Here is a 24,171-nt window from a genome sequence, read left to right as displayed (position 1 = left end):
CGGCGCACATGGTGTTGTCCTTCTGGCCTCAATCCTTCTCGATGCGGATCACTTGCGGCAGTGCGTTCACCACCCCATCCGCCTCGATGGCGGCGATGGCGCGCCGCACGGCTTCTTCCGACGTTGCGTAGGTGATCAGGATGACGCGCGCCGTCCCCTGCGCGGCCTCACCCTGTTGTCCTTCAGGACGGCGCTGCACGATCGATTCGAGCGAAATGCCCTCGTCGGCCATGCGGCGCGCGATGGTGGCGGCGGTGCCCGGCTTGTTCACCACCGAGAGGCGGATGTAATAGCCGCCTTCATGGCGCTGCATGGGCGCCCGCTCGGGCTTCATCAGGGTCGCCACCGGCATGCCGAACACGAAGCCGGCCACGCCGCGGGCCACATCGGCCAGATCGCCCACCACCGCCGAGGCGGTGGCATCGCCGCCGGCGCCGGGGCCCACCAGGGTCAGGCTCACCGCGTCCGCGTCCACCGCCACCGCGTTGGTGACACCGGAAACCTGGGCGATGGGCCAGTGCTTGGGGACCATGGTGGGATGCACGCGCTGCTCGATGCCGGTCTCTGTGCGCAGGGCGACACCCAGCAGCTTCACCTTGTAGCCGAGGTCGTCGGCGGCCTCGAGGTCCTCCAGCGTAAGCTGGCGGATGCCCTCCACATAGATGGCGTCGGCGTCCACCTGGGTGCCGAAGGCCAGCGAGGTGAGGATGGCCAGCTTGTGGGCGGTGTCGAAGCCGTCAATGTCGAAGGTGGGGTCGGCCTCCGCATAGCCTAGGCGCTGGGCCTCGGCCAGGCAGTCCTGGAACGAGATCTTCTCGTCGGCCATGCGGGTGAGCATGTAGTTGCAGGTGCCGTTGAGGATGCCGGAAACCCGCTCCACCACATTGCCTGCGAGCGATTCGCGCAGGGTTTTCACGATCGGGATGCCGCCCGCCACCGCCGCCTCGAAATGCAGGCTGGCGCCGGAGTTTTCCGCGATGCGGGCGAGGTCGGCGCCCCATTTGGCGAGCAGGGCCTTGTTGGCGGTCACCACCGGACGGCCGCGCTCCAGCGCCGCGATCACCGCAGCCTTGGCCGGATCGTCCGACCCGCCCATGAGCTCCACGAACACGTCGATGTCCGGATCGCGGGCCAGTTCCACCGGGTCCTCGTACCAGCGCACGCCGGAGAGATCGACGCCGCGATCCTTGGTCCGGTCGCGCGCGGCGACGGCCACCACCTTGATGCCGCGGCCGGTGCGCGCGAAAAGGTCACCCGCGCGCCGTTCGAGCATGCGGATGACGGCGGCCCCGACGGTGCCAAGGCCGGCGAGGCCCACTTTCAAATCGCTCATGGATCGGACCGGTTCTTTCCTGGGAACAGGACGCCCGCGCGAGGCGGGCGTGATGTCTGGATAAGTGGCTGCGGGGGCTCTTTCAGAGCGCGGCGCTCAGCGGGACCACATTGTGCAGGGTGTGGCCGGCCTGGTCGAAGAAGCGGCGGATGTTGCGCGCCGCCTGGCGGATGCGCTGCTCATTCTCCACCACCGCGATGCGCACATAGTCGTCGCCGTGCTCACCGAAGCCCACGCCCGGCGCCACCGCCACTTCCGCCTTCTCGATCAGCAGCTTGGCGAATTCCACCGAGCCCATTGCCCGGAACGGTTCGGGAATGGGCGCCCACGCGAACATGGAGGCCTTCGGCGAGGGGACGGGGAAGCCCGCCCGGCCGAACGCATCGACCAGCGCATCCCGGCGCTTCTTATAGGTCTCGCGCATTTCGGCCACGCACTCCTGCGGACCGTTGAGAGCGGCGGTGGCCGCCACCTGGATCGGCGTGTACGCGCCATAGTCCAGATAGGACTTCACCCGCGACAGCGCGGAGATGAGCCGTTCATTGCCCACCGCGAAGCCCATGCGCCAGCCGGCCATGGAATAGGTCTTGGACATGGAGGTGAACTCCACCGTCACGTCCATGGCGCCCGGCACCTGCAGCACGGAGGGAGGCGGGTTGCCGTCATAATACAGCTCGGCATAGGCAAGGTCGGAGAGAACGATCAGCTCGTTCTTCTTCGCGAAGGCCACCACGTCCTTGTAGAATTCCAGATCCGCCACGCAGGCCGTGGGGTTGGAGGGATAGCACAGCACCACGGCGATGGGCTTGGGGATGGAGTGCTTCACCGCCCGTTCCATGGCGTGGAAAAATTCCGGCCCCGGCTCCACCGGCACCGAGCGGATGACGCCGCCCGCCATCAGGAAGCCGAAGGCGTGAATGGGGTAGGAGGGATTCGGCGTGAGAATCACGTCGCCCGGCGCGGTGATGGCCTGCGCCATATTGGCGAAGCCTTCCTTCGAACCCAGCGTGGCGACCACCTGGGTATCGGGATTGAGCTTCACGCCGAACCGGCGCTCGTAATAGGCGGCCTGCGCCTTGCGCAGCCCGGGAATGCCCTTGGAGGCGGAATAGCGATCGGTGCGCGGCTTACCGATGGTTTCCTTGAGCTTTTCGATCACGTGCGCCGGCGCTTCGAGGTCCGGATTGCCCATGCCGAGGTCGATGATGTCCACCCCGGCATTGCGAGCGGCGGCCTTCACACGGTTCACTTGCTCGAACACGTAGGGCGGCAGCCGGCGAATGCGGTGGAAATCGGTGGTCATCTCATTGGCTCCAGGGTGCCGCGCAGCATGTGTCTCCCGGCGCGGCGGACGGGTGTTTTAGCACTCTTCGCGAAATCAAGAAGCAATGATTGCGATGGTTTCGGGGCGAAGATGCGCGTGTCGGGTCAAATCGGGTCGGGTCAGTTGGTGGCGGGCTGGGGCTCGGCTGCGGGCGTGGACGCCTGCGCGGCGGCCTGCGCCTTGGCCGAGTTGGTCTTGGAAGCACGCTCCAGGTCGCCCTGCAGGCGGGCCCTCTGGGCCTCGTTCAGGGCCGGTCTTCCGGTGTGGGGCGTGGCGCCGATGGTGGGGTAGGAATCATGGGCAACTTCCGGTACGTCCGGATGGGGCGGAACAGGCAGTGTCAGCGTCGAGTCGCCGGAGCAGGCGCTCAGCCCGGCGGCCGCCGCCAGCATGGACGCCGCGAAGGCGCTCCGCGCCAGAAGGCCGAAAGCCGGCCGCACGGGGGAGCGAAGGGATGGGCAGGTCCGCTTGCGGGGACGCATCATGGACATGAATGCACGCGAATCCCTGGGGTTGTTGCTGGCCTCCGTAGTCCCGCGAGGCTCGATCCGGGTCCGTTCGTCCGCTAATATGCGCAAAAATCCAAAACGCGAAACACGCGACACCGAAGTCCGCTAAAAAAGCGGAGCGCAATAAGGGGATGGAGGAATGTCCGCAGGCGAGGGAACACCAAGAATCAAGATATCGCCGGTCCGCGAGCCGCCTTCCACAGGCGCGCGCGCGGATTCGATTGCCGTAACGGAGCCTCCGGGTTCCGGCCTCCACGTCTCTCCCGCAATGGTTGCAATTCAGGGATGCAGCCCCATGGAGCGTGACATGACCAGTTCAGCCGCCCCGTCCGCACCGCCTTCTGAGCCGGCTCCCGGCGCGGCCTCGTCCGCGCCGCCGGTGGAGGCTGCGCCCGCGGCCCCGCCGGCGAAGCCCGCCGCCCCCGCGAGCGAGGGGGAGAAGAGCCTCAATGTGGAGGTCTTCGCCCACAACCTTGCCCAGCTGGTGGAGGAGAGCGGCAAGGCGGTGGCGGCCTATCTCGCTCCGCGCGAGGCCGGCCGCGCCGATGATCTCGCCGACGACATCGCCGACGCACTGAAGACCGTGGGCCACGTGGCCGAATATTGGATGGCCGATCCCCAGCGGGTGGTGGAGGCGCAGACGCGCCTGATGGGCGGCTACCTGTCGGTGTGGGCCAACACCATGAAGAAGCTGGCGGGCGAGGAGCCCCAGCCGGTGGCGGCTCCCGACCCCAAGGATGCGCGCTTCAAGGACGAGGGTTGGCGCGAGAGCCCCATTTTCGACGCCCTGAAGCAGGCCTATCTCGTGACCTCCAACTGGGCCAACGACATGGTGAGCGAGGCCGAGGGCCTCGACCCCCATGTGCGCCACAAGGCCGAGTTCCTGGTCAAGCAGATCTCCAACGCGGTCTCGCCGTCGAACTTCGTGCTGACCAATCCCGAGCTGATCCGCGAAACCCTGTCCTCCTCCGGCGAAAACCTGGTGAAGGGCATGCGCAACCTGGCGGAGGATCTCAACGAGGGTGGCGGCACCTTGAAGATCCGCCAGACCGACATGACCGCCTTCGAGGTGGGGCGCAATCTGGCGCTCACCCCCGGCAAGGTGATCTTCGAAAACGAGCTGATGCAGCTCATCCAGTATTCGCCCACGACGGCCAGCGTGAAGAAAACGCCGGTGCTGATCGTGCCGCCCTGGATCAACAAGTTCTACATTCTCGATCTCAATCCCGAGAAGTCGCTCATCAAGTGGCTGGTGGACCACGGCGTTACGGTCTTCACCATCTCCTGGGTCAATCCCGATGCCCGTCTCGTGGCCAAGGGCTTCGACGATTACATGCGCGACGGCATCATGGCCGCGCTGGACACGGTCGCCATTGCCTCGGGCGAGCGGCGGGTGCACACCGTGGGCTATTGTGTGGGCGGCACGCTGCTGGCCTGCACGCTCGCTTATATGGCCGAGACGGGCGACGACCGCATCACCTCCACCACCTTCCTGACCACCCAGATCGACTTCACCCATGCGGGCGATCTCAAGGTTTTCGTGGATGAGGATCAGCTTGCGGTCATGGAACGCAAGATGAAGCAGATGGGCTACCTGGAAGGCAGCAAGATGGCCTCCGCCTTCAACATGCTGCGCTCCAATGATCTCATCTGGCCCTATGTGGTGAACAACTACATGAAGGGCAAGGCGCCGTTTCCGTTCGATCTGCTCTACTGGAATGCGGACTCCACCCGCATGCCGGCGGCGAACCATTCCTATTATCTGCGCAACTGCTACCTCTCCAACAACATCGCCAAGGGCAAGGCCGAGCTCGCGGGCGTGAAGCTGGACATGCACAAGGTGACGATCCCGGTCTACTCGCTGGCGACGCGCGAAGACCACATCGCGCCGCCGAAGTCGGTCTATGTGGGGGCCAACCTGCTGTCCGGTCCGGTGCGCTATGTGCTGGCGGGCTCGGGCCATATTGCCGGCGTGGTGAACCCGCCGGTGAAGAACAAGTACCAATACTGGTCCGACGGCCCCATCGGCCCCGATTTCGACCTGTGGATGGAGGGCGCGCAGGAGCATAAGGGTTCCTGGTGGCCGGATTGGCTGAACTGGTTCTCGTCCTGGCACCCGGATGAGGTTCCCGCCCGCGAGGTCGGCGGTGGCCGCCTCACCGCCATCGAGGACGCGCCGGGCCGCTATGTGAAGGAACGCTCCTGATCTCTGGCCCGTCGTCTTTCGAGCCGGCGCGCCGCGCTCCCCCTGGGGGCGCGGCGCTTTTGTTTCCGGGACCCCCTGGACCTTCGCGAAAGAGCAGGCTTGCGCTGGGGTATTCGGCTGCGGACGGGGGCGGTTCCCATTGCAGGCGAACCGCGCAAACCGTCCCCCTGGCCACGCCCTGGGGCAGCGCGGCGCGCGGAAAGACATGCTGCCCGCTGGAGCGCCTGGCCCGAGGTGTCGCGCAACGGCGCGGCAGGCGGGATCTTCCTCGGTCCGCCCTTGCGCTCACGGCGCCATTCGCGGAAACAGGCGGCACAGGGAGGGGCGTGAGCAAGCCATGAGTGATGTGTGCGGCGGGTCGTCCGAACCCACCACCTATTCCTATCATCCCCGCCTCGGTGGCGCTGGGGTTCAGCTGACGCTGGCGGATGATGCTCTGCAATGGCTGGTTGGCCCGCGCGAGGGGCGGCTGCGGCTCGCGGATATCGCGCGGCTGAACCTGCGCTTCCAGCCGGCCAAATTCGCCAGCGCCACGTTCGAGCTGGAGATTCTGGGGCGCGAGGGCTCGCGGCTGGTGGCGGCTTCCGCCTCGCGGACCTCGCTGACGGCGGTGCGGGACCAGGGGCCCGATTACACCCGCTTCGTGCGGGCGCTCCATGGGGCGCTCGAGGCGGAGAAGGTTCCGGTGGAGTGCCGGGGCGGATATGGCCCTCTGCGCTGGGGGCTGATGGTGGGGCTGGGGCTGGTGGCGGCGGTCGGCCTGCTGGTGGTGGTCGGCTTCGCGGCCTTTCAGGGGCAATGGAGCACGGCGGGAATCATCGGCCTGCTATCCGTCGTGGTGGCCTGGCCCACCCTGGAGACGCTGGTGCGCAACCGCCCCCTGCGCTACCGCCTCGACGCGCTGCCGGCGCATCTGCTGCCGGGCTGATGCCCCCCGCCCGCCCGATGGGTGCGCCGCGAGCCGTCGTTGGCCTGAGCACGGACGCCGAGCTGCTGCGAGTGAAGGCGACACCGGCTCGCGCGCGATGAGGACGCCAACTCACACGCCATGGCATCCGTGGCCGCTGGTCTCCAAGCGACCGAACCCGCCCGCAGCTTTGCGGCCATCGAAGGCGCCGGCGGGAGCGTCCCTGGGGCCTCACGCTTCCGCATCCGCAGGGCGTGGCAGTGTATTGGGCGGGCACGCCAAATGGCGACGGAGGGCCGGTGCGAGGCGGAGTGGCGCTGCCGGCAGGCCCCGGCCGCGTCGTTATGCCTGAGCGTGGTGCCTTGCCTTTGGTCTCGCGCTGCGGCCTCTGTCGAGGTTCGTGGCGGTGTCCGGTGGGCCAAGGGCCGTGGCGTGTCGGAGATGGCGGCAAGCTTCAGTCCTGCCGTTCCCCTGGGCTCAATGCTCTTCCCCCTGCCTCGCGCGGCGGGGCGTCGACAGCGCGCCGGACGGCAGGAGCGCTGACGGCAGTGATGGCAAGCCCCCGGCCTCGCGCCCGTGCCTGAGCTTTGCATTCTTCGCCTTCCGCCTGAAGCATCCGGCTCGTCGCCAGCTCTGCGCGATAGGGGACGGCGAAGCACCCGGGCGTGCATTGGCAATGCGGGTGCCGCCGCGTCGCATTCAACCCTGGTGCCCTCCTCTTTTGCTTTGCGCCGCAGGCCGGCGGTCACATCGGCAAGGCGTGCCGCAGGCAGGGTGCTGAAGGAACGGGCGCGGGCTGGCGGCGCCGGCAAGGGGCATCCTCGCCATGTCCTGGGGTCTTGCGGTCTTCGCCTCCCGCCCAGCGCAGCGGCCTTTGGTCACTTTCGCAAAGGCGTGGCGTTGGCAGGGCGCCGACCGGCGGCGTGTGGAACGGCGGTGCCGGCAAGCGCCGGCCTCGCCGGGGTCTTTCCCTCTTGCTGCTTCGACTGGCTGATCTGTGACAAGGTCCGTGAGGGGGGCGCGGGCAAGGCAAAGCCGCGCGGTCACCCTTGGGCCTTGCGTTCTTCCTCTTCCGCCTTGCGCAGCAGGCCCGTGGCGACGTCTGCAAGGCGGGGGGCCGGCAGGGCGGTGAAGGGCAGGGGGCGTGTGACGGCGATGGCGGCAAGACCCAGCCGCGCCGTGAGCAGTCCATTCACCACGCCTTCACCCAGCTTGGCCGAGAGCCGCGCCGCCAGGCCCTGCCCAATGATCTGCTGAACCAGCGTGTCCCCGGCCGCCATGCCGCCGGTGATGGCGAGATGGCCGAGCACGTGGCGCACCAGCCGCACCATGCCCAGCGCTCCGGGCCGCCCGCCATAGAGCTGCGCCAGCCGCCGCATGAGCGAGACCGCGGTAAACAGCACGAAGGCGAGATCCACCAGCGCGCGGGGCGAAACGGCGGTGACCACGGAGACGTTCTTGGCTGCCTCCGACACCATCTGCCGGGCGCGGGCGTCGAGGGCGGGCAGAAGCGTGCGCTCGGTGAGGCGCACCAGGTCGGCACCATCGATGATGCCGCCGAGATGGCCTTCCAGTTCGTTTCGCGCGCGCGCCAGGGTGGGCTGCCCGGCCGTCACGCGGAGCATGTCACGGGCGACGCTTTCGGCCAGGGCCCGATCGTCGCGGGCCAACGCGTCGGCCGCCTTCTCGCGCACCCGGTCGAGATGGGCCAGCCGCGCGAGGCCGATGCCTTCGCGCGCGAGGATGACCGTGCCCGCCGCCACCAGCGCGACCGCGAGCGCCAGGGCCACATAGCCCAGCACCGGCGACTGCGCATAAAGATCGCTGACCAGCCGGCTCAAGCCCGCATAGAGGGCGAGACTCGCGACGCCGCCGGCTGCGGTCCAGAACAGCCCGCCAAGGCTCATACCGAAACGGGAGGCGCGGCGGGCGGGGCCACGCGCCGGCTCGGGCAGGCCCTCCGTGGCGCCGTTGTCCGGTTCCGGCTCGGGCGCGGCTAGGGTGATGCGGGTGGCATTGTCGTCGAGCTTGAAGACCTGCGGCCTGCGCTGGGGACGTTGCGGGCTCGCGCTCTCGTCGGTCATTTCCTCTCCCTCTGGGCTCGGCGCGTCGCGAAAGGGGCGCGGCCCCCGGCCGTCACGCCAGTCGGTCCCCCAGCAGGAATTCGAGCGCCCGGTCCAGGCGAATATGGGGAATGGGGCCGCCGCCGCCAATGCCGGCCGGCGGGCGGAACTTCAGGAAGCGGAAGTCGGCCTCATCCACTTGGGCGGAGGCGAGCCCGCGAAAGCCGGTGCCGGCGGGGTCAAAGAGGGTGTCCGGGTTTTCCGGCAGGTCGCCGGGGAAAACCGCCACCTCTTCCTCGCCATCGAACACGTGGCCCGCCACCTCCTGCCCCTTCTCGGGGGTGCCGACAATGGCGTCCAGCTCGTCGCCATCGCGCCGCACGCGGGCTTCGCGGGTGGCGCGGATGGCGGCTAGGGCCACCACGTCGAGGGCCGCGCCGTGCTCGTGCGCCCGCTCCCGCGCGCGCTCCACGAGTCGCGAGAGGATGGCTTCCAGCCGGTCGTGGCTGGAATGGTGGAGATGGTCCGCCTTGGTGGCGGCGAACAGCACCTTTTCGATGCGCGGCCGGAATAGGGCACTGACAAGGCTGTTGCGGCCGGTGCGGAAGGCCGCCAGGATTCCATCGAGCGCGCGCTCAAGGTCCGCGAGCGCCGCCGGGCCGGCATTCAGCGCCGAAAGAGCGTCCACCAGCACGATCTGCCGGTCGAGCCGCGCGAAGTGGTTGCGGAAGAATGGCCGCACCACCGCGTTCTTATAGGCCTCGAAGCGCCGCTCCATCATGGCGCCCAGGGAGCCGGTGGCCATGGTGCCGAGGGCCGGCGGGTCCACGGGCGCGAAGGTGAGGGCCGGCGAGCCCTCAAGGTCGCCGGGCATGAGGAAGCGGCCGGGGGGCAAAAGGCTCATGGCCAGCTTCTCAGTGCGGCAGGCGGCAAGGTAGGCTGTGAAACGCGCTGCCAGCTCACGCGCCTGCGCCTCGTCGGCCACCGCATCGGCGCGGCCGGCTTCCACCGCCGCCAGGAAGGGGCCGGCCACGCTGGCACGGGCGGGCGCGCGCGCCAGATCGAGGCTCTGGCGCGCGAAGTCGGCATAGGTCATGTCGAGCAGCGGCAGGTCCAGCAGCCATTCGCCGGGATAGTCCACCAGATCGAGGGTCAAGGTGCGCTCGCCACCGCGCGGCGGCGCATAGCGCAGCGCAAGGCGCAGCTCGCTCACCCGCGTGGTGGAGGCGGGCCATGCGCGGTCGGCGGAAAGGGTGGACAGGTGAGCCTCATAGGCGAAGCGCGGCACCGCGTCGTCGGGCTGAGGCTCCAGCGCGGCGCGGGCGATGCGGCCTGATTGCAGCGCCTCGAATACCGGCAGCCGCCCGCCACGCATCAAAGCGTGGACCAAAGCGGTGGTGAAAATGGTCTTGCCCGAGCGCGAGAGGCCGGTGACGCCCAGGCGCAGCGTGGGGTGCGCGAGGCCCTCCACCCGGTCGGCCAGGGTCGCGAGCGCGATGCGTGCGTCCTCGATGGCGCGGGTGAGGCCCAGCATCGGGTCAGGCGCCTCCCGACATGTCGCGGGGAATGATGAAGCGGTCGAGCCGGCCGCTGCCGGGGGCGGTGGCGTCCCAGTCATCCACTGGCAGGTCGATGACAGCCAGGGCACCGGTGGGGAATTTCTCCCGCAGCTTCTCGATGTCTGGCGAAGCGCCGTTGGCCACCAGGGTGGCGGCCAGATCCTCGAGGCCGGGATTGTGCCCAATCAGCATGAGGGTGTGGATCTGCCGGGGCTGCTCGCGCACCAGGGCCAGCAGGCGGGTGGCGCTGGCATCATAGATGCGCGGCTCGCTCGCCACCGTGGGCACGGGCGGCATCTGCGCGCTCACCAGCTCCCAGGTTTCGCGGGTGCGTCGGGCGGGGGAAATGAGGACCCGGTCCGCGACCAGGCCTTGCTGCGACATGTAGAGGCCCATGCGCGGCGCGGCGCTGCGGCCGCGCGCCGCCAGCGGGCGTTCCTGGTCGGCGACCCCGTCGGGCCAGTCGGACTTCGCGTGACGCAGCAGGATGAGACGGCGCATGTGACGACCAGCGACTTTTGGACTGGGCCCCTTATGCCGGGCCTTCCGTTGCACCGCAACCCACGCCCCCCGCGCCCGAGCGTCACGCGGTGCCGCACTGTGGTAACGCTCGGCCAATCCACGCCTTTCCGCAGCGGCGGCAAGGGTTTTTCAAGGCAGTCGCGGGAGAATTGGGGCAGACTTCGAGCCCCTCGCCGCGTCTGCGCCATCCCGCTTGTGGGGGCGCACGTCCGCCGATGGCGAAGATTCCCTGACGGTCCGAATCCGCGAGGTGTCATGATGGGACCCGATCCGCAGTCCGCCGCCGCGTCGCCGGCATCCAAGCCGGGACGGGCCGCCGCCCTCATGCCCACGCGCGATTGCGATGTGTGCATCGTCGGCGACGATGCGGCGGGCCTGCTCCTGGCCTGCGACCTCGCGGCACGCGGGCAGGAGGTGGTGCTTTTCCCCACCCCGGGCGAGACGCGGGTGCTGGGGCTGGATGCGGCGCTGGCGCCGGGCTTCGGCCTTTCCGCCCTCGATCTCATCGCGCGGGTGGGCCAGCCCGATGCCGCCGAGATTTACGCGCTCTCCGTCAACGCGGTCCGCCGCGGGCTGCTGATCGCGCAGGAGGCCGGCCTGTCCCTCGGCCCCAAGGGGCGGATGGCGGTTGCGCGCGCCCACGAGGCGGGGCGGATGGCCGCGGAACACGCGGCGCGCGAAACCCTGGTGTCCGATTCGAGCGTGTTGCTGGAGGCGGAGGACCTGCACGCCTTGCTGGGCACGCCGGCGTTCGTCTCCGGGCTGGGGCTGGTGCCCGCCCACCGGCTGGATGCCGCCGCCTTCCGTGATGCGCTCGCGGCCGCGGCGGGGGAGGGGGAGCTCACCATCATGCCCCGGCCCACGGCGTTGGCGGCGGATGTTCACGGGCTGCGGAAATATGTGACGACGCCGCAGCTGAAGGTGCGCGCCTTCCAGGTGGTGTTCAGCGGATCGGAGGCCCTGGCCCGCCTCGCTCCCGAGCTGTCGCCGAGCCTGGTGCCCACGCCCTGGGTCAGCGGCCGTTTCCACGTCTCCGGCGCCGACGTGGCCTATGCCGGCGTGGTGGAGGAAGTGGGCGGCACCGGCCTGCGCTGGCATTGGGACAAGGACCGCCTCGCCATCGCCGCAGAAACGGCCACGCGGGTGCGCAGCCGCAGCGGCGCCGCGCGGGTGCTGCGCCGCCACGGAGTCGCGGTGGCGGCCGGCATTCGCGATGCCCTTGCCGAAAGCAGCCACGGCGTCACCCTCGCGCCCACCCGACGCCGCATGCCTCTCATCCAGGAGGGCGAAAAGGGGGTGTGGTATTGTGTCACCCTTGGGGGAGACGAGCTGGGCCACGGCATCCTGGGCGCGGACCTGATCGGACGTGCGATTCTGGACCGGGATGACAGCATCCGCCTGTTCAGTGCCTTCGGCCTGGAGCCGGCGGGCACCAAGCCAGTGTCGCGCCTGAGCGCGATCGCGGGCTATTGGCGGCGACATGTGGCCGATGAGCTGCCGGCCGGTGCTTCGCCTGCCGGTCCTGCGGGCGAAGGGCCGCAGGCTGATGCTGGCGCGGCTCCGCCTCCACGCGGCCTGGGCGCCGTGGCGGCGGCGTTTCGCGGTGCGGTGCGGGCGGTGGCGCGGCTGGCCGGCGGAACCGGTGGGCAGCCGCCCGGCCCGTGAGCCTGTCCGCGCGCATGCCGCTGGGGAAAATCCCGCCAATCATGGTAAACAAACTCTTGCCGGGAGATTTGCGGGAATGTCGCAGGGGTGCGTGTATCCTCCTGGCGGGTGAGCAGCTTAGCTCGCCTTCACGAGCAAAGAATGCCAAACTCCGCGGCGACAGCCAGAGGTGGAGTCGGGGGCATCGCGGGAGGTGTCATAAGGCGAAATTTACGGTCGGCCCCTACCGTCAGATGCAAGAGCCGGCGATCTTGTCGGCGCAGGGCCCTGCACTCTTCTGCCTTCGCAGCGCGGGGAACGTTTGTTAGACACGCGCTGAGCTGAGACACGAGTGGATATGGCGAACCCGGCGAGATTTTCCTGCATGTCCTGTTTGCGCCCGTTCGCCATCGCCGCGGCGGTGACGGCGCTCGGGGTGCTGCCGGCGCAGGCGGACGAGGGGGGCCTGCTCGACCCGATCCTGAATTTCTTCAATCCCAATCGTGAGAAGGACGAGGGGCCGGTCATCGACGCCGTGCCCTACACCGTCGATATCGAGGTGGTGGATGCGGACCGCAGCGTGCGCAACGCCGTGCTCGACGCCTCCACGCTGGAGAGCCTGAAGAACCGGCCGCCCGCCGGGGCCGCGGGCCTGGTGCGCCGGGTGACGACCGACCGCGAGCGCATCATCGCCGCGCTGTATTCCAACGGCTTTTACGGCGGCACCATGGAGATCACCATCTCCGGCAACCGCGTCGATACGCCCAACATCTTCGACATCGTGGAGGCGAGCCGGAAGCGTGGCCCGGTGCCGGTGAAGATCGTGGTGAACCCCGGTCCCCAGTTCACCTTCGGCACCGTGCGCATCGTCGATGCGACCACGCACCAGCCGTTGCCGGACGTGCCCTCCCTGCGCGCGCTGCGCATGGAGTCCGGCGAGCCCGCCCGTGCCGACGCCATCGTGGCGACCGAGACCACCTTGTCCAACCATCTGCGGGAGCTGGGCTATCCCTTCGCCAAGGTGGCCGACAAGCAGGTGGTCGCCGATCACGCCACAAACAAGCTGAACGTGACCATTTATGTCGCCACCGGGCGTCAGGCGACGTTCGGCGACTTCACCGTCGTGGGCGCGGACTTCCTGCCGCCCGGCTTCATCGAGGAGCGTATCGAGATCCGCCCGGGCGAGCCGTTCTCGCCGCAGCGGCTGGCGGCGCTGCGCACGCGGCTCTCCAAGATCGAGGCCATTTCCAGCATCCGCATCCGCGAGGCCGACCATCTCACCGCCAATGGCGAACTGCCCATCACCATCGAGGTGACGGCGCGGGCGCCGCGCTATGTGGGGTTCTCCGCCAAATATTCCAACACCGACGGCTCTTCGCTGAACGGCTATTGGGGCCATCGCAACCTGTTTGGCGGCGGCGAGACCCTGCGCCTCGACGCCAGCGTGTCCTGGTTCGGCCAGAAGTCGGAGGCGGTGCCGGATGCCGACCCCTTCGGTTACAAGGTGGCGGCCAGCTTCACCAAGCCGGGCATCATCACTGCCAATGACGATCTGGTGGCGGAGGTCGCCGGCCTGCGCGAGGTGACGAACGCCTATGTGCGCGAGGGCGGCACCTTCGTTGCCGGCGTGCGGCGCAGGTTCAACGACCAGTTCTCCGCCCAGCTGGGTGTCGATCTCGAGGATTCCACAGTCCAGGACGCGGACGGCACCGGCGACTACTTCATCTTCGGCGTGCCGGTGAACTTCAACTTCGACAATACGGATTCGCCGCTCGATCCCTCGCGCGGCATGCGCCTGGCGGCCACCGTAGAGCCGTTCGCCTATCTGGGCGACGACGGGGCGGGGCCGGTGATGGCCAAGGCCACCCTGTCCGCCTACCACGCCTTCGATGAGGACAAGCGCTATATCCTGGCGGGGCGGGTTTCCACCGGCGGCTATATCGGTGCGGATCTCACCGCCGTGCCGGCGCAGCGGCGCTTCTATGTGGGCGGCGGCGGCTCGCTGCGCGGCTATGACTACCAGTCCGTGAGCCCGCGCAACGCCTTCGGGGTTATCATCGGCGGCCTTAGCTATTTCGAGGCTTCGGCCGAGATGCGGGTGCGCATCACCGACACCATCGGCATCGTGCCGTTCCTGGACATGGGCGCCGCCTACGCCACCGAATATCCGGACTTCAGCGTGATGAAATATTCCGCCGGCCTGGGCCTGCGCTACTACACGGCCATCGGCCCGCTGCGGCTCGATCTGGCCATTCCGCTCAATCCGGGGCCGGACGATGGCTCCTATGGCGTGTATGTCAGCTTGGGGCAGGCGTTCTGATGGCTGGGCGCGGCATCCTCTCCCTCATCCTGCGCGGCCTCGGCTACACTTTGGCGGGCGTCCTTGTGGTTCTGGTGGCGCTGTTCGCGGCGCTGCAGACCGGGCCGGGCAAGACCATGCTCGCCCGTGTCGCCTCCTCGCTCGCCTCCCTGTCGGGGCTTTCGGTCTCGATCTCCGAGATCAGCGGCGGCGTGCCGTGGAACATGGGCATCGGCCGCATCGCGGTGGCGGATGCCAAGGGCCCGGTGGCGGAGGTGGAAGCGCTGCGCCTCGCCTGGCATCCGCTCTCTCTGCTGTCCGGCGTTGTAAACGTGGACGCCGTCGAGGCGCGCCGCATCTCGGTGAACCGACTGCCGGATCTGCCGGCCTCGGAGCCCGCGCCCGCCACCAGCGGCGGCTCGTCCTTCATGATGCCGGTGCGCCTTGGCCGGCTCGCGGTGGATGACATCGTCATCGGCGAACCGGTGCTGGGCCATGCGGCGCAGCTCTCGCTCACCGCCTCGGCGGATCTGATGGCGGCGGGGCCCGGCCTTTCTGCGGATTTCGCGCTGGAGCGCAAGGATGCCCCGGGGTCGGTGAAGGGCAAGGTGCACTACACCCCCGACACCCGCTTCCTCGACGTGGACATTGCGGCCAGCGAGCCGGCCGGCGGTCTGGTCGCCCGCGCCGCCGGCATGGACGGCCTGCCGCCCCTCGACGCGCGGGTGAACGGCAAGGGGCCGATCGACGCCTGGGACGGCCAGCTTTCCCTGTCCGCCGGCGATGTGGCCCATGTGACCGGTGCTGCCGGCGTGCGCGCGGCCAATGGCGGCCACCGCATCAACCTCGCGCTCGATGCCGACGTGGCGAAGCTGCTGCCGCCGGCCGTGGCGCCCATGTTCGAGCAGCGCACCGAGCTTTCGGCCATCGCCTTCGCCCAGCCGGCGGGCACGGTGGATGTGGAGACCTTCAGCGTCCGCGCCGCGGGGTTCGGCTTCGCGGCCAAGGGTAAGGTGGATCCGCAAGGCCCCAGCGCCGATCTCGCCTTCAGCGCGGTGGCGGGCGAGGCTGACCGCTTCGCCGCCCTGGCCCCTGGCGCGGCCTGGAAGTCGGTGAAGCTGGAAGGCAGCCTGAAGGGCCTGCTGGCCACCCCGGCCGTGTCCGCGCGCCTCGACGCGCTGGGTCTGTCCGGCGCCGGCTACGGGGCCGGCACCGTGGCGGCGGAGGTGAAAACCGCGCCCGAAGGCGGCAATCTCAATGTCTCGCTGCAGGCCAATGCCAAGGGGCTGACGGCGGCGGACCCCAAGGTGAAGAGCGCTCTGGGCGATACCGCGCAGGTGACGGCCACGGCTGTGGTGCCGGCGCGCGGCGACCCGGCCCTGACCGGCTTTTCCGCGCAGCTTGCCGCCCTCTCCGCACGTTTCACGGGCACCGCCAGCGCGGCGGCTGCGGCGGGAACTCTACAGCTGGAGCGGCTCGACCTTGCCGCGTTTGGCCCGCTGGCGGGCCAGCCCCTCGCCGGCACCGCGCGGCTGGATGCCGACGTGCAGGGCGCCGACGGCTTCCGCAAGCTGACGCTGAAGCTCTCCGGCGGCACCGAGGGCATCAAGACCGGAATCACCGCCGTGGACGGCATCTTCGGCGCCACCAGCCGGCTCGCCGGTACCCTCAGCCGGGCGGGGGAGAAGGCGTTCACGGTGGAGAACCTGACGCTTGCCGCCACCGGGCTCGACCTGAAGGTGGACGGCACCCTTTCGCCCCGGCTCGCGGATCTGAAGGCCGGGCTCACCCTGGACGACCTGAAGCGGGTGGAGCCGCGCCTGTCGGGCCGGCTTGAAAGCTCGGCGGCCTTCTCCGGCAGCCTGGATGCGCTGGCGGTGGCCGCGCGCGTCGCCGTGCCCGAAGGAACGGCCATGGGTCAGAAGATTGAGGGCTTGACCCTGGGTCTCGATGCCCGGAACCTCACCGGTCTTCCTTCCGGCAGCTTCAAGCTCGACGGACGCGTGGCCGGCAAGCCCGCGACCGGTGGCGGCGCCTTCGCGCTGGCCGACCAGGGCGCGGCGCGGCTGGATGATCTTGACCTCGCCATCGGCTCCGTGACGGCGCGCGGCCATGTGGCGCGCCAGGCGGACGGCCTTTTCGGCGGCCAGCTGGCGGTCGCGGCGGGCAACCTTGCGGACCTCTCGGCCCTGGCTCTGACGGAGCTGGCCGGCAAGCTCGATGCCCGGCTCGACCTTGGCACGGCCGATGGACGCCAGACGGTGGCAGTGAACGCCACCGCCGACAATGTGCGCGCCGCTGGCCAGAGCGTGGGCGGGGCGCGGATCAACCTCACGGTCGCCGACCCCACGGGCCAGCCGGTTCTCGACGGCACGGTGAACCTCACCAATGTGGAGGCGGGCGTTTCCATTCCCCGCGCCTCGCTGCAGGCCCGCCGCGCGGGTCAGGGCAGCGCCCTGACCCTGGATGCGCAGGTAAACGGTGCGAATGTCGCGGCGGTGGCTCAGCTCAACCATCAGGGCTCCACCTCCCGCGTCCGGCTGGATCGTTTCAGCGTGGCCCGCGGCGGCACCACGCTCGCCACCTCCGCACCGGCTAATATCGCCATCGAGGGCGGCGAGGTGACCATCGACCGGCTGGCGCTGGCGAGCCGAGGCGGCTCGGTGGCCGTGTCCGGGCGCGCAGGCAGCAGCCTCGATCTCAGTGTCGATCTGCGCAACCTGCCGCTGGCTTTGGCGGAGCTGGCCGCGCCGGGGCTCGGCCTCAACGGCACCGTGAGCGGCACCGCCCGCGTGCGCGGTTCGGCCGATCGGCCCGAGGGGCCCTATGACATCCAGGTGTCCCGCCTCAGCACGCCGGACCTCGCGAAGGCGGGCGCGGGCCCGTTCGATATCCGCTCCGCCGGTGCGCTCGGCGGTGGGCGGGTGACGACGCGCACCACCATTTCCGGGACGCATTTGTCCAATGTGGCCATCACCGGCTCGGCGCCGCTGGGGGCGGGGGACCTCGATCTTGCGTTGCGGGGTGGGGTGGATCTGCGCATCGCCAATGCGTCCCTTGCGGCCATGGGCAGCCAGCTCACCGGCAATGCCGCCATCGACGCCACCGTGCGCGGCACCGCCGCCGCACCGCGCGCCGGCGGCAGCGTGCGCATCAGTGGCGCCCGTTACAATGACGGCGTGAACGGCATCACCCTCGACCGCATTGAAGGGGTGATCGCCGGCACGGATCGCTCGGTGACGGTGAATTCCCTCACCGCGCGCACCCCCAATGGCGGCAGCCTTTCGGCGCGCGGCTCGGTGGGCCTTGACCCCGCGGCCAATTTCCCCGGCCGGGTCGAGGTGACGATGCAGAATGCGGGCCTCGTGAACAGCGAGCTGATCCGGCTCGTGACCGAAGGGCGCATCGCGGTTGAAGGCCAGTTCACCAACGATCCTCACGTGACGGGACGCATCAACATCCGCGCCATGGACGTCAACATTGCCGAGCGCATGCCCGGCGGCGTGCAGTCCATGCCGGTGCGCAATGTGAACGATCGGCGCGGCCGCGATGCCGCACGCATGGCGCCGCCGCCCGCGCGGCGCGAGCGCGGCGGTGCGAGCGGCGGCATCACCCTCGATCTCACCGTGGCGGCGCAGAACAACATTTTCGTGCGCGGCATGGGCATGGAGGCGGAGCTGGGCGGCGAGCTGCATGTGAGCGGCACCAGCCGGGCCCCGGTGACCCAGGGTGGCTTCGACATGCGGCGCGGCCGGTTCGACATTCTGGGCAAGCGCCTTACCTTCACCCGGGGCAAGATCACGTTTTCCGGCAACACCGATCCCGATCTCGACTTCATCGCCGAGACCACGGCGAACGACATCACCGCCCGCATTCTGGTGACGGGCCCCGCCTCGCAGCCGGAGATCACGTTCACCTCGGAGCCGACCCTACCGCAGGACGAAGTGCTGGCGCGCCTGCTGTTCGGTCGCAATGCCGGCTCCCTCACGGCCGCGCAGTCGCTCCAGATCGCGCAGACCATTGCCCAGTTCTCTGGCGGCGGGGGCGTGCTGGACCAGATGCGCCGTTCGCTCGGCATGGACAGCCTGGACGTGGGCACCAACGCGGCCGGAACCGGCGGGCAGGTGGGTCTTGGCCGCCGCATCAACAACAACATCTATATGGGCGTGCGCCAGGGCACGACGCCCAATTCCAGCCAGGTGACGGTGGATGTGGATGTGACCAAGAATATCCGCCTGCAGGGCGCCACGGGCGCCGATGGCAACACTTCAGTCGGTATCGGCGCACAGTGGGATTACTGAACCGTGGCGGGTATATTCGAGTATTTCCACTAAAACGCGCGCGAACTGCGGCGGTTGGCCGCGGCCCTTGCGCGCCAGAAATGCCCCCTATGGCCTGCCGGTTGGTAGGGGTATACGGCCCAGCGGCCACGCCCCGCCGCCACGGGGCCGACCCCGTGTGAGGCGTGTCGTCGCGGCATGGGTCAGTGCAGCTGAAGGGCGCCGAGGCTCGACGCGGCAAGGCAATCCAGCCTGATGGTGCTGGAGAGCGCGACGGCCGTGCTATTGCCGGCCTCCATCGGTGGTTGTATGGCACCATACCAAGCGATGGGTGCACAGGTGAGATAGCACCCGTCAGCGCCCAGGGGATAGATGCCAACCCCTGATGCGTGCTCACTTTCCGTCTCTGCGATGTCGACGGCTAGATCGTGATCGAAGCAGATGGTTTCCGCCTGTCTCGCCCACATCCCATCGTCAGCGAGGGCGAAGGGGACGACGAGGTAAGCACAGGCTTTGCCGCGCCACGGCATTTCCAGAATCCTTGCGAACGCGTTTGGCGTGCCCCCAAAACCGCCCGAGAATTTCCGCAACCTGAAAGACCTTACGCGGTGAATGCCGGAGGCGCTACTGTTGCTTGTGGGCATCGCATGGGCTGATGGCGGAGGCGACGGGGCGGTATGGGGGCTGTAGTCGTTTCCAATGCGGTGCTGCTGGTGGTGGCGGCGCTGCTCGTGGCGGGCACCCTTTCCAGCCTGCTCGCGGCACGCTTCGGGGCGCCCATCCTGCTGCTGTTCCTGCTGGTGGGCGTGCTGGCGGGGGAAGGCGGGCCCGGCGGCATCCACTTCGACGATTATTGGGCCACCTACATGGTGGGGTCGGCGGCGCTGGCCGTGATCCTGTTCGATGGCGGCCTGCGCATGCGCATGGGGGCGATGCGCGGCGCCGTGGCGCCCGCGGTGACCCTTGCCACGGTGGGGGTGGTGCTGACGGCGGCGCTGGTGGGGCTGGTGGCTGCTCCGCTGCTCAACCTGTCGCTCATGGAAGGCTTTCTGGTGGGCGCCATCGTGGCCTCAACGGATGCCGCGGCCGTGTTCTTCCTCATGCATGCGCAGGGGCTGCATCTCGGCCGGCGCGTGGGATCGGTGATCGAGCTGGAATCGGCCACCAATGATCCCGCGGCCGTGTTCCTCACGGTGCTGCTGGTGGAACTGCTGTCGTCCAACCTGTCCGATCCGGGCTTCATGATGCTGCTGGGGGTCGGGCGCGAGCTGGCCGTGGGCACGGCCTTCGGCGTGGCCGGCGGGCTGTTGCTGACGGTGCTTATGAACCGGCTGGATCTGCCGGCGGGGCTTCATCCGGTGTTGGCGGTTGCGGTTGCGGTGCTGCTGTTCGCGCTCACCTCGCTGCTGCACGGCTCGGGCTTCCTGGCCGTGTTCCTGGCGGGCTTCGTCATGGGCAACCGGCCGGTGCGGGCCATCGCGCCCATCACCAGCTTCCTGAATGCCGTGACCTGGGTCTGCCAGATCGTGATGTTCGTGATGCTGGGGCTGCTCGTCTCGCCGCAGAAGATCCTGGAATATGCCCTGCCGGCGCTGGGGGTTGCGGCCTTCCTCATCCTGGTGGGCCGGCCGGTGGCCGTGTTCGCGTGCCTCACGCCGTTCCGTTTTTCGCTGAAGGAGAAGGCGTTCGTCTCCTGGGCGGGGCTGCGGGGGGCGGTGTCCATCTTCCTTGCCACCATTCCCATGCTGGCGCACCTGCCCCAAGCGGAAGTCTATTTCAACGTGGCCTTTGCCGTGGTGCTGGTGTCGCTGGTGCTGCACGGCTGGACCATGGTCGTGGCCGCGCGACGGTCGGGCGTGGCGCTGTCCGATCCGGTGCCGTCGGCGCGACGTTTCGAGATCGACCTTCCCGGGCAGATGGACGTGGAGCTGGTGGCCTATCCGGTGGCGGAGGGGGCGCCGGTGAGCACGCCCGGCACGCTGCCCGCCTGGGCGCGGCTGATGATGGTGGTGCGCGGCGGGCAGACGCTGACCCCCGAGGCGGCGGGTGCCATGCGCGCGGGCGACTATGCCTATGTCCTGGCGCCGCCGCAGCGCGTGCACGGGCTCGACCGCTTGTTCCGGCCCCGCGAGGCTGTGGCTGTGAGCGATGTGGCGGCCTTCCCCTTTGTCGGCGAGGTGCGGCTCGGAGACCTGGCGGGCCTCTACGGCCTGCCGGTGCCGCAGGAGGAATGGGGCCTGACCATTGCCGACGCCTTCGCCGATCGCGCCAGCGACCGGGTGGCGCCGGGCATGCGCATCACCTATGGCCGGGCCGTGATCGAGGTGCGCGATGTGGATGACGGGCGCGTCACCTGGGCGGTGCTGCGGCTGGAGAGCAGCCGGCTCAAGCGTGGCCTGCGCTGGCTGCGTCGTCTGCTGGGTCTGCCCGAGCAGGAGGCGGAGGAGGATTGAGGCGACTGCTCCGACCGTCGACTAAAGCTGCGGGCGCTCTTCACGCCAAGGTGTTGGCCAACCGGCGCGGGAGGGAGCGCGGTGCCCGGCGCGTTTGCGAAACGGCAAGCCGGTGGCGGCCATCTTGCCGCCGCGGGGCGCGGGCAGAACGGCGCCATGACGGTGGGAGGTGATCCATGCGACTGTTCATGCGTCGGCGGGGCGAGGCGGATTCCACGCGCGACGCGGCGCGGGCCCTTGCGGACCGGGTGCGCGCGGTGCTGCAGCTGGAGGAGGCCGCGACCGTTTCCGTTTCCGAGATCTCCTGCGGGGACCCCGCCTGTGGCGGCGCCGAGACGGTGGTGCTGGTGATGCGTCCCGGCCGGCGCACCGAGGCGGCGAAGGTGCTGTGCCCTATGGCCCAGGTGACCGAAGAGGCGCTGCTGGCGGCGCTGAAGCCGCTGGAGGGCCCGGAAGGGGCGCGCTGAGCCGCGCCGCGCGGCGGATCGATGGCCGAGGCCCTTTCGTTGCCCCGGTGAAGGGTCTAAACGGCATGCGGCCGGCGCCGCCGGGGCTCCGTTCCTCTGAAGACGATGCTTCCATGACCTCTTCTGTTCCGCTGCGTCCGCTCAACGCCATCTATTCGGCGCTGCCCACCACCATCTTCGAGGTGATGTCGCAGCTCGCCCGCACCCATGATGCGGTGAATCTGGGTCAGGGCTTTCCGGACGATCCCGGCCCCCTCGACGTGCGCGAGAAGGCGGCCGATGCCGTGTTGAACGGCTGGAACCAGTATCCGTCCATGATGGGCCTGCCGGAGTTGAGGCAGGCCGCCGCCGCCCATTTCAAGCACTGGCAGGGCCTCGATCTCGACCCGGACACCGAGGTGATGGTGACCTCCGGCGCCACCGAGGCGCTGGCGGCCGCCCTTTTCGCCCTCATCGAGCCGGGCGACGAGGTGGTGCTGTTCCAGCCGCTGTATGATGCCTACCTGCCGCTGGTGCAGCGGGCGGGCGGCATCGCCAAGCTGGTGCGCCTGGAGCCGCCTTACTGGACCATCACCCAGGAGAAGCTGGAGGCCGCCTTCTCCAACCGCACCAAGCTGGTGCTGCTCAACAATCCGCAAAACCCCACCGGCACCGTGCACTCCCGCGAGGAGCTGCAGCTGCTGGCGGATTTCTGCCTGCGCTATGGCGCCTATGCGGTGTGCGACGAGGTGTGGGAGCACATCGTGTTCGACGGCCTGCGCTTCGAGCCGCTGATGGCGCTGGAGGGCATGCGCGATCGCACCGTGAAGATCTCCTCCGCCGGCAAGATCTTCGGCATGACGGGGTGGAAGGTGGGCCTGGTGTTCGCTGCCCCGGCGCTCATGAAGGTGGTGTCAAAGGCGCATCAGTTCCTCACCTTCACCACGCCGCCCAACCTCCAGGCTGCAGTGGCCTACGGGCTCGGTAAGGACGACGCCTATTTCAACACCATGCGGGCCGGCCTCCAGCGCTCCCGCGACCGGCTGACGGAAGGGCTGAGCAAGCTCGGCTTCCGGGTGCTGCCGGCGGCAGGCACCTACTTCCTCACCGTGGATCTTTCCGCCCACACCAATGCGCCTGACGATGAGGCGTTCTGCCTGGATCTGGTGAAGAGCCACAAGGTGGCCGCCATTCCGGTTTCGGCCTTCTACGCGCAGGATGCGGTCAAAAGCGTGGTGCGCTTCTGCTTCGCGAAGAATGACGCGACCCTGGACAAGGCCCTGGAGCGACTCTCTCATCTGCGCCTGAGCGCCTGATTTCGCGGCGGATGGTAGGATAGGGTGTGGCGGCGGCGCCACGCCGCGCATTTGCCTTCAAATCTGTCCAAACCGTAATTGGACGCGCTGGTGCAACTGGCGTTGCATCGCAGCGACTTCACGGCCGGCGCGGCGGCGGGCGACATTGAGGATGGCATGACGAGCGAAGGGCGAAGGCGCGGCGGGCGGGTCGTGGTGGCCATCGCCTGCCTGGCGGCGGCCGGTGTGGCGGTCTGGGCGTGGCAGCAGAAGCCTTGGGCCGCAAAGCCCCCGGCGGCCGCGGCGCAGGCGCAGCCCCGCGCGGCCGCGGTGCTGGCGGCGAAAGCCGCGCGCAAGCCCATGCCCGTGCGTGTGGAGGCCCTCGGCACCGTGGAAGCCATGGTGACCGTGCCCATCCGCTCCCGCGTGGCGGCGGAGGTGGACAAGGTGGGCTTCGCGGACGGCGCGGTGGTGGCGGCCGGCGACCTGCTGTTCGAGCTCGATTCCCGCGTCATCGATGCGCAGATCCGCCAGGCCGAGGCAACGCTGGCGAAGGACCAGGCCCAGCTGGTGAAGGTCCAGCGCGACGTGGAGCGCTATTCCGGCCTTGCCACCCGCAACGCGGTGTCCCAGGTGCAGGTGGACGATGCCCGCACCACGGCCGACATGCAGAAGGCGACCGTGGACCAGGACGAGGCGAACCTGCATTCGCTCCAGGTGCAGCGCGGCTATTACGAGATCCGCTCGCCGGTCAGCGGCCGCATCGGCGTATCGGCGGTGCGCGCCGGCGCGGTCATCAAGGTGGACGACACCCTGGCCACCGTGCGCCAGCTCAAGCCCATCTACGTCACCTTCGGCCTGCCCGAGCGCTATCTGGCCGAGCTGCGCCGGGAGAGGGACGCCAGCGTTGCCATCACCCTTCAGGGCTCGGGCGAGACCATTGCCGGCGGCAAGGTGGCGGTGATCGACAATACGGTCGATCCGCAGACGGGAACCATCGCCGTGCGCGCCGTGTTCGAGAATGCGGACGAGCGCCTGTGGCCCGGCACGCTTGGCGCCGTCACCGTGACCCTGCGCGTCGAGGCCGACCGGGTGGCCATTCCCAGCGAGGCCATTCAGATGGGGCAGGACGGCTCCTTCGTGTTCCTGGTGGAAGACGGCGTCGCCCATGTGCGGCCGGTGACGGTGGCCCGCACGGTGGATGGGGAGGCGGTGATCTCCAAGGGCCTCGATGGGGGCGAGACAGTGGTCACCGATGGCCAGCTGGCCTTGCGCAATGGCACGCCCGTGAGCATCAAAAGCGTGCCCACCGCGGCCACGGGGAGCTGAGC

Annotated in this window: 16 protein-coding genes; 9 read left to right on the top strand and 7 right to left on the bottom strand. The window is 69.1% G+C overall.

All coding sequences use genetic code 11. From position 1 onward, the window contains the following. Positions 1-28: 28 nt before the first annotated feature. From V5F26_RS16600 to V5F26_RS16590, 3 genes are all read right to left on the bottom strand, one after another. Positions 29-1,333 (bottom strand): homoserine dehydrogenase, encoded by a 1,305-nt coding sequence (locus tag V5F26_RS16600; protein ID WP_394055223.1) that lies wholly within the window; start codon positions 1,331-1,333, stop codon positions 29-31. A gap of 82 nt (positions 1,334-1,415) precedes the next feature. Continuing rightward, complete coding sequence (locus V5F26_RS16595) at positions 1,416-2,636, bottom strand: LL-diaminopimelate aminotransferase (RefSeq protein ID WP_234052303.1); 1,221 nt, start codon at positions 2,634-2,636, stop codon at positions 1,416-1,418. Between the two features lie 140 nt (positions 2,637-2,776). Continuing rightward, entirely contained in the window at positions 2,777-3,148 is a 372-nt protein-coding gene (locus V5F26_RS16590) for a hypothetical protein (RefSeq protein WP_234052302.1), read from the bottom strand. Positions 3,149-3,473: 325 nt separating this feature from the next. On the opposite strand from V5F26_RS16590, the gene phaC reads away from it, so the two are divergent. Both phaC and V5F26_RS16580 read left to right on the top strand, forming a co-directional pair. Continuing rightward, the gene (phaC, locus tag V5F26_RS16585; protein WP_394947363.1) at positions 3,474-5,372 is read left to right on the top strand and encodes a class I poly(R)-hydroxyalkanoic acid synthase; all 1,899 of its coding nucleotides are present in this window, start codon (positions 3,474-3,476) and stop codon (positions 5,370-5,372) included. 337 nt (positions 5,373-5,709) lie between these two features. Then, positions 5,710-6,300, top strand: coding sequence for a hypothetical protein (locus V5F26_RS16580; RefSeq protein ID WP_394947364.1), 591 nt, complete (start codon positions 5,710-5,712; stop codon positions 6,298-6,300). A 1,022-nt stretch (positions 6,301-7,322) separates the two neighbouring features. Here V5F26_RS16580 and V5F26_RS16575 read toward each other — a convergent pair. The 3 genes from V5F26_RS16575 to V5F26_RS16565 are packed head-to-tail and all read right to left on the bottom strand — an operon-like array spanning position 7,323 to position 10,402. Beyond that, positions 7,323-8,363: a YcjF family protein gene (locus V5F26_RS16575; RefSeq protein WP_394947365.1), complete on the bottom strand. Its 1,041-nt coding sequence runs from the start codon at positions 8,361-8,363 to the stop codon at positions 7,323-7,325. A 52-nt stretch (positions 8,364-8,415) separates the two neighbouring features. Beyond that, the gene (locus tag V5F26_RS16570) at positions 8,416-9,876 is read right to left on the bottom strand and encodes a YcjX family GTP-binding protein (RefSeq protein WP_394055216.1); all 1,461 of its coding nucleotides are present in this window, start codon (positions 9,874-9,876) and stop codon (positions 8,416-8,418) included. Positions 9,877-9,880: 4 nt separating this feature from the next. Then, on the bottom strand, positions 9,881-10,402 hold the full coding sequence (locus tag V5F26_RS16565; RefSeq protein WP_234052297.1) for a SixA phosphatase family protein: 522 nt from the start codon (positions 10,400-10,402) through the stop codon (positions 9,881-9,883). 276 nt (positions 10,403-10,678) lie between these two features. Here V5F26_RS16565 and V5F26_RS16560 point away from each other — a divergent pair, with 276 nt between their 5' ends. The 3 genes from V5F26_RS16560 (at position 10,679) to V5F26_RS16550 (ending at position 18,667) form a co-directional block, all read left to right on the top strand. Continuing rightward, a complete protein-coding gene (locus V5F26_RS16560; RefSeq protein ID WP_394947366.1) occupies positions 10,679-12,088 on the top strand; it encodes an FAD-binding oxidoreductase/lyase in 1,410 nt (469 codons plus the stop codon). 364 nt (positions 12,089-12,452) lie between these two features. Then, the gene (locus V5F26_RS16555; RefSeq protein ID WP_234052295.1) at positions 12,453-14,387 is read left to right on the top strand and encodes an autotransporter assembly complex protein TamA; all 1,935 of its coding nucleotides are present in this window, start codon (positions 12,453-12,455) and stop codon (positions 14,385-14,387) included. Further along, a complete protein-coding gene (locus V5F26_RS16550; protein WP_394947367.1) occupies positions 14,387-18,667 on the top strand; it encodes a translocation/assembly module TamB domain-containing protein in 4,281 nt (1,426 codons plus the stop codon). The genes V5F26_RS16555 and V5F26_RS16550 overlap by 1 nt, the downstream gene beginning before the upstream one ends. Before the next feature lie 182 nt (positions 18,668-18,849). Here the strand turns inward: V5F26_RS16550 and V5F26_RS16545 are convergent, their stop codons facing one another. Next, complete coding sequence (locus tag V5F26_RS16545) at positions 18,850-19,176, bottom strand: hypothetical protein (RefSeq protein WP_394947368.1); 327 nt, start codon at positions 19,174-19,176, stop codon at positions 18,850-18,852. 147 nt (positions 19,177-19,323) lie between these two features. On the opposite strand from V5F26_RS16545, the gene V5F26_RS16540 reads away from it, so the two are divergent. The 4 genes from V5F26_RS16540 to V5F26_RS16525 all read left to right on the top strand — a co-directional run bounded on the left by V5F26_RS16540 (position 19,324) and on the right by V5F26_RS16525 (position 24,169). Then, positions 19,324-21,099, top strand: a complete 1,776-nt coding sequence (locus V5F26_RS16540; protein ID WP_394055207.1) for a potassium/proton antiporter — start codon at positions 19,324-19,326, stop codon at positions 21,097-21,099. A gap of 176 nt (positions 21,100-21,275) precedes the next feature. After that, entirely contained in the window at positions 21,276-21,566 is a 291-nt protein-coding gene (locus tag V5F26_RS16535) for a hypothetical protein (protein ID WP_394947369.1), read from the top strand. Positions 21,567-21,679: 113 nt separating this feature from the next. Further along, complete coding sequence (locus V5F26_RS16530; RefSeq protein WP_394947370.1) at positions 21,680-22,861, top strand: aminotransferase; 1,182 nt, start codon at positions 21,680-21,682, stop codon at positions 22,859-22,861. A 90-nt stretch (positions 22,862-22,951) separates the two neighbouring features. Next, positions 22,952-24,169 (top strand): efflux RND transporter periplasmic adaptor subunit, encoded by a 1,218-nt coding sequence (locus V5F26_RS16525; RefSeq protein ID WP_394947371.1) that lies wholly within the window; start codon positions 22,952-22,954, stop codon positions 24,167-24,169. The last annotated feature ends 2 nt before the right edge of the window (positions 24,170-24,171 follow it).

This window comes from Xanthobacter variabilis (assembly GCF_043831965.2).
In the GTDB taxonomy this organism is placed as follows: domain Bacteria; phylum Pseudomonadota; class Alphaproteobacteria; order Rhizobiales; family Xanthobacteraceae; genus Xanthobacter.
This window is presented reverse-complemented; position numbering and strand designations above follow the sequence as displayed.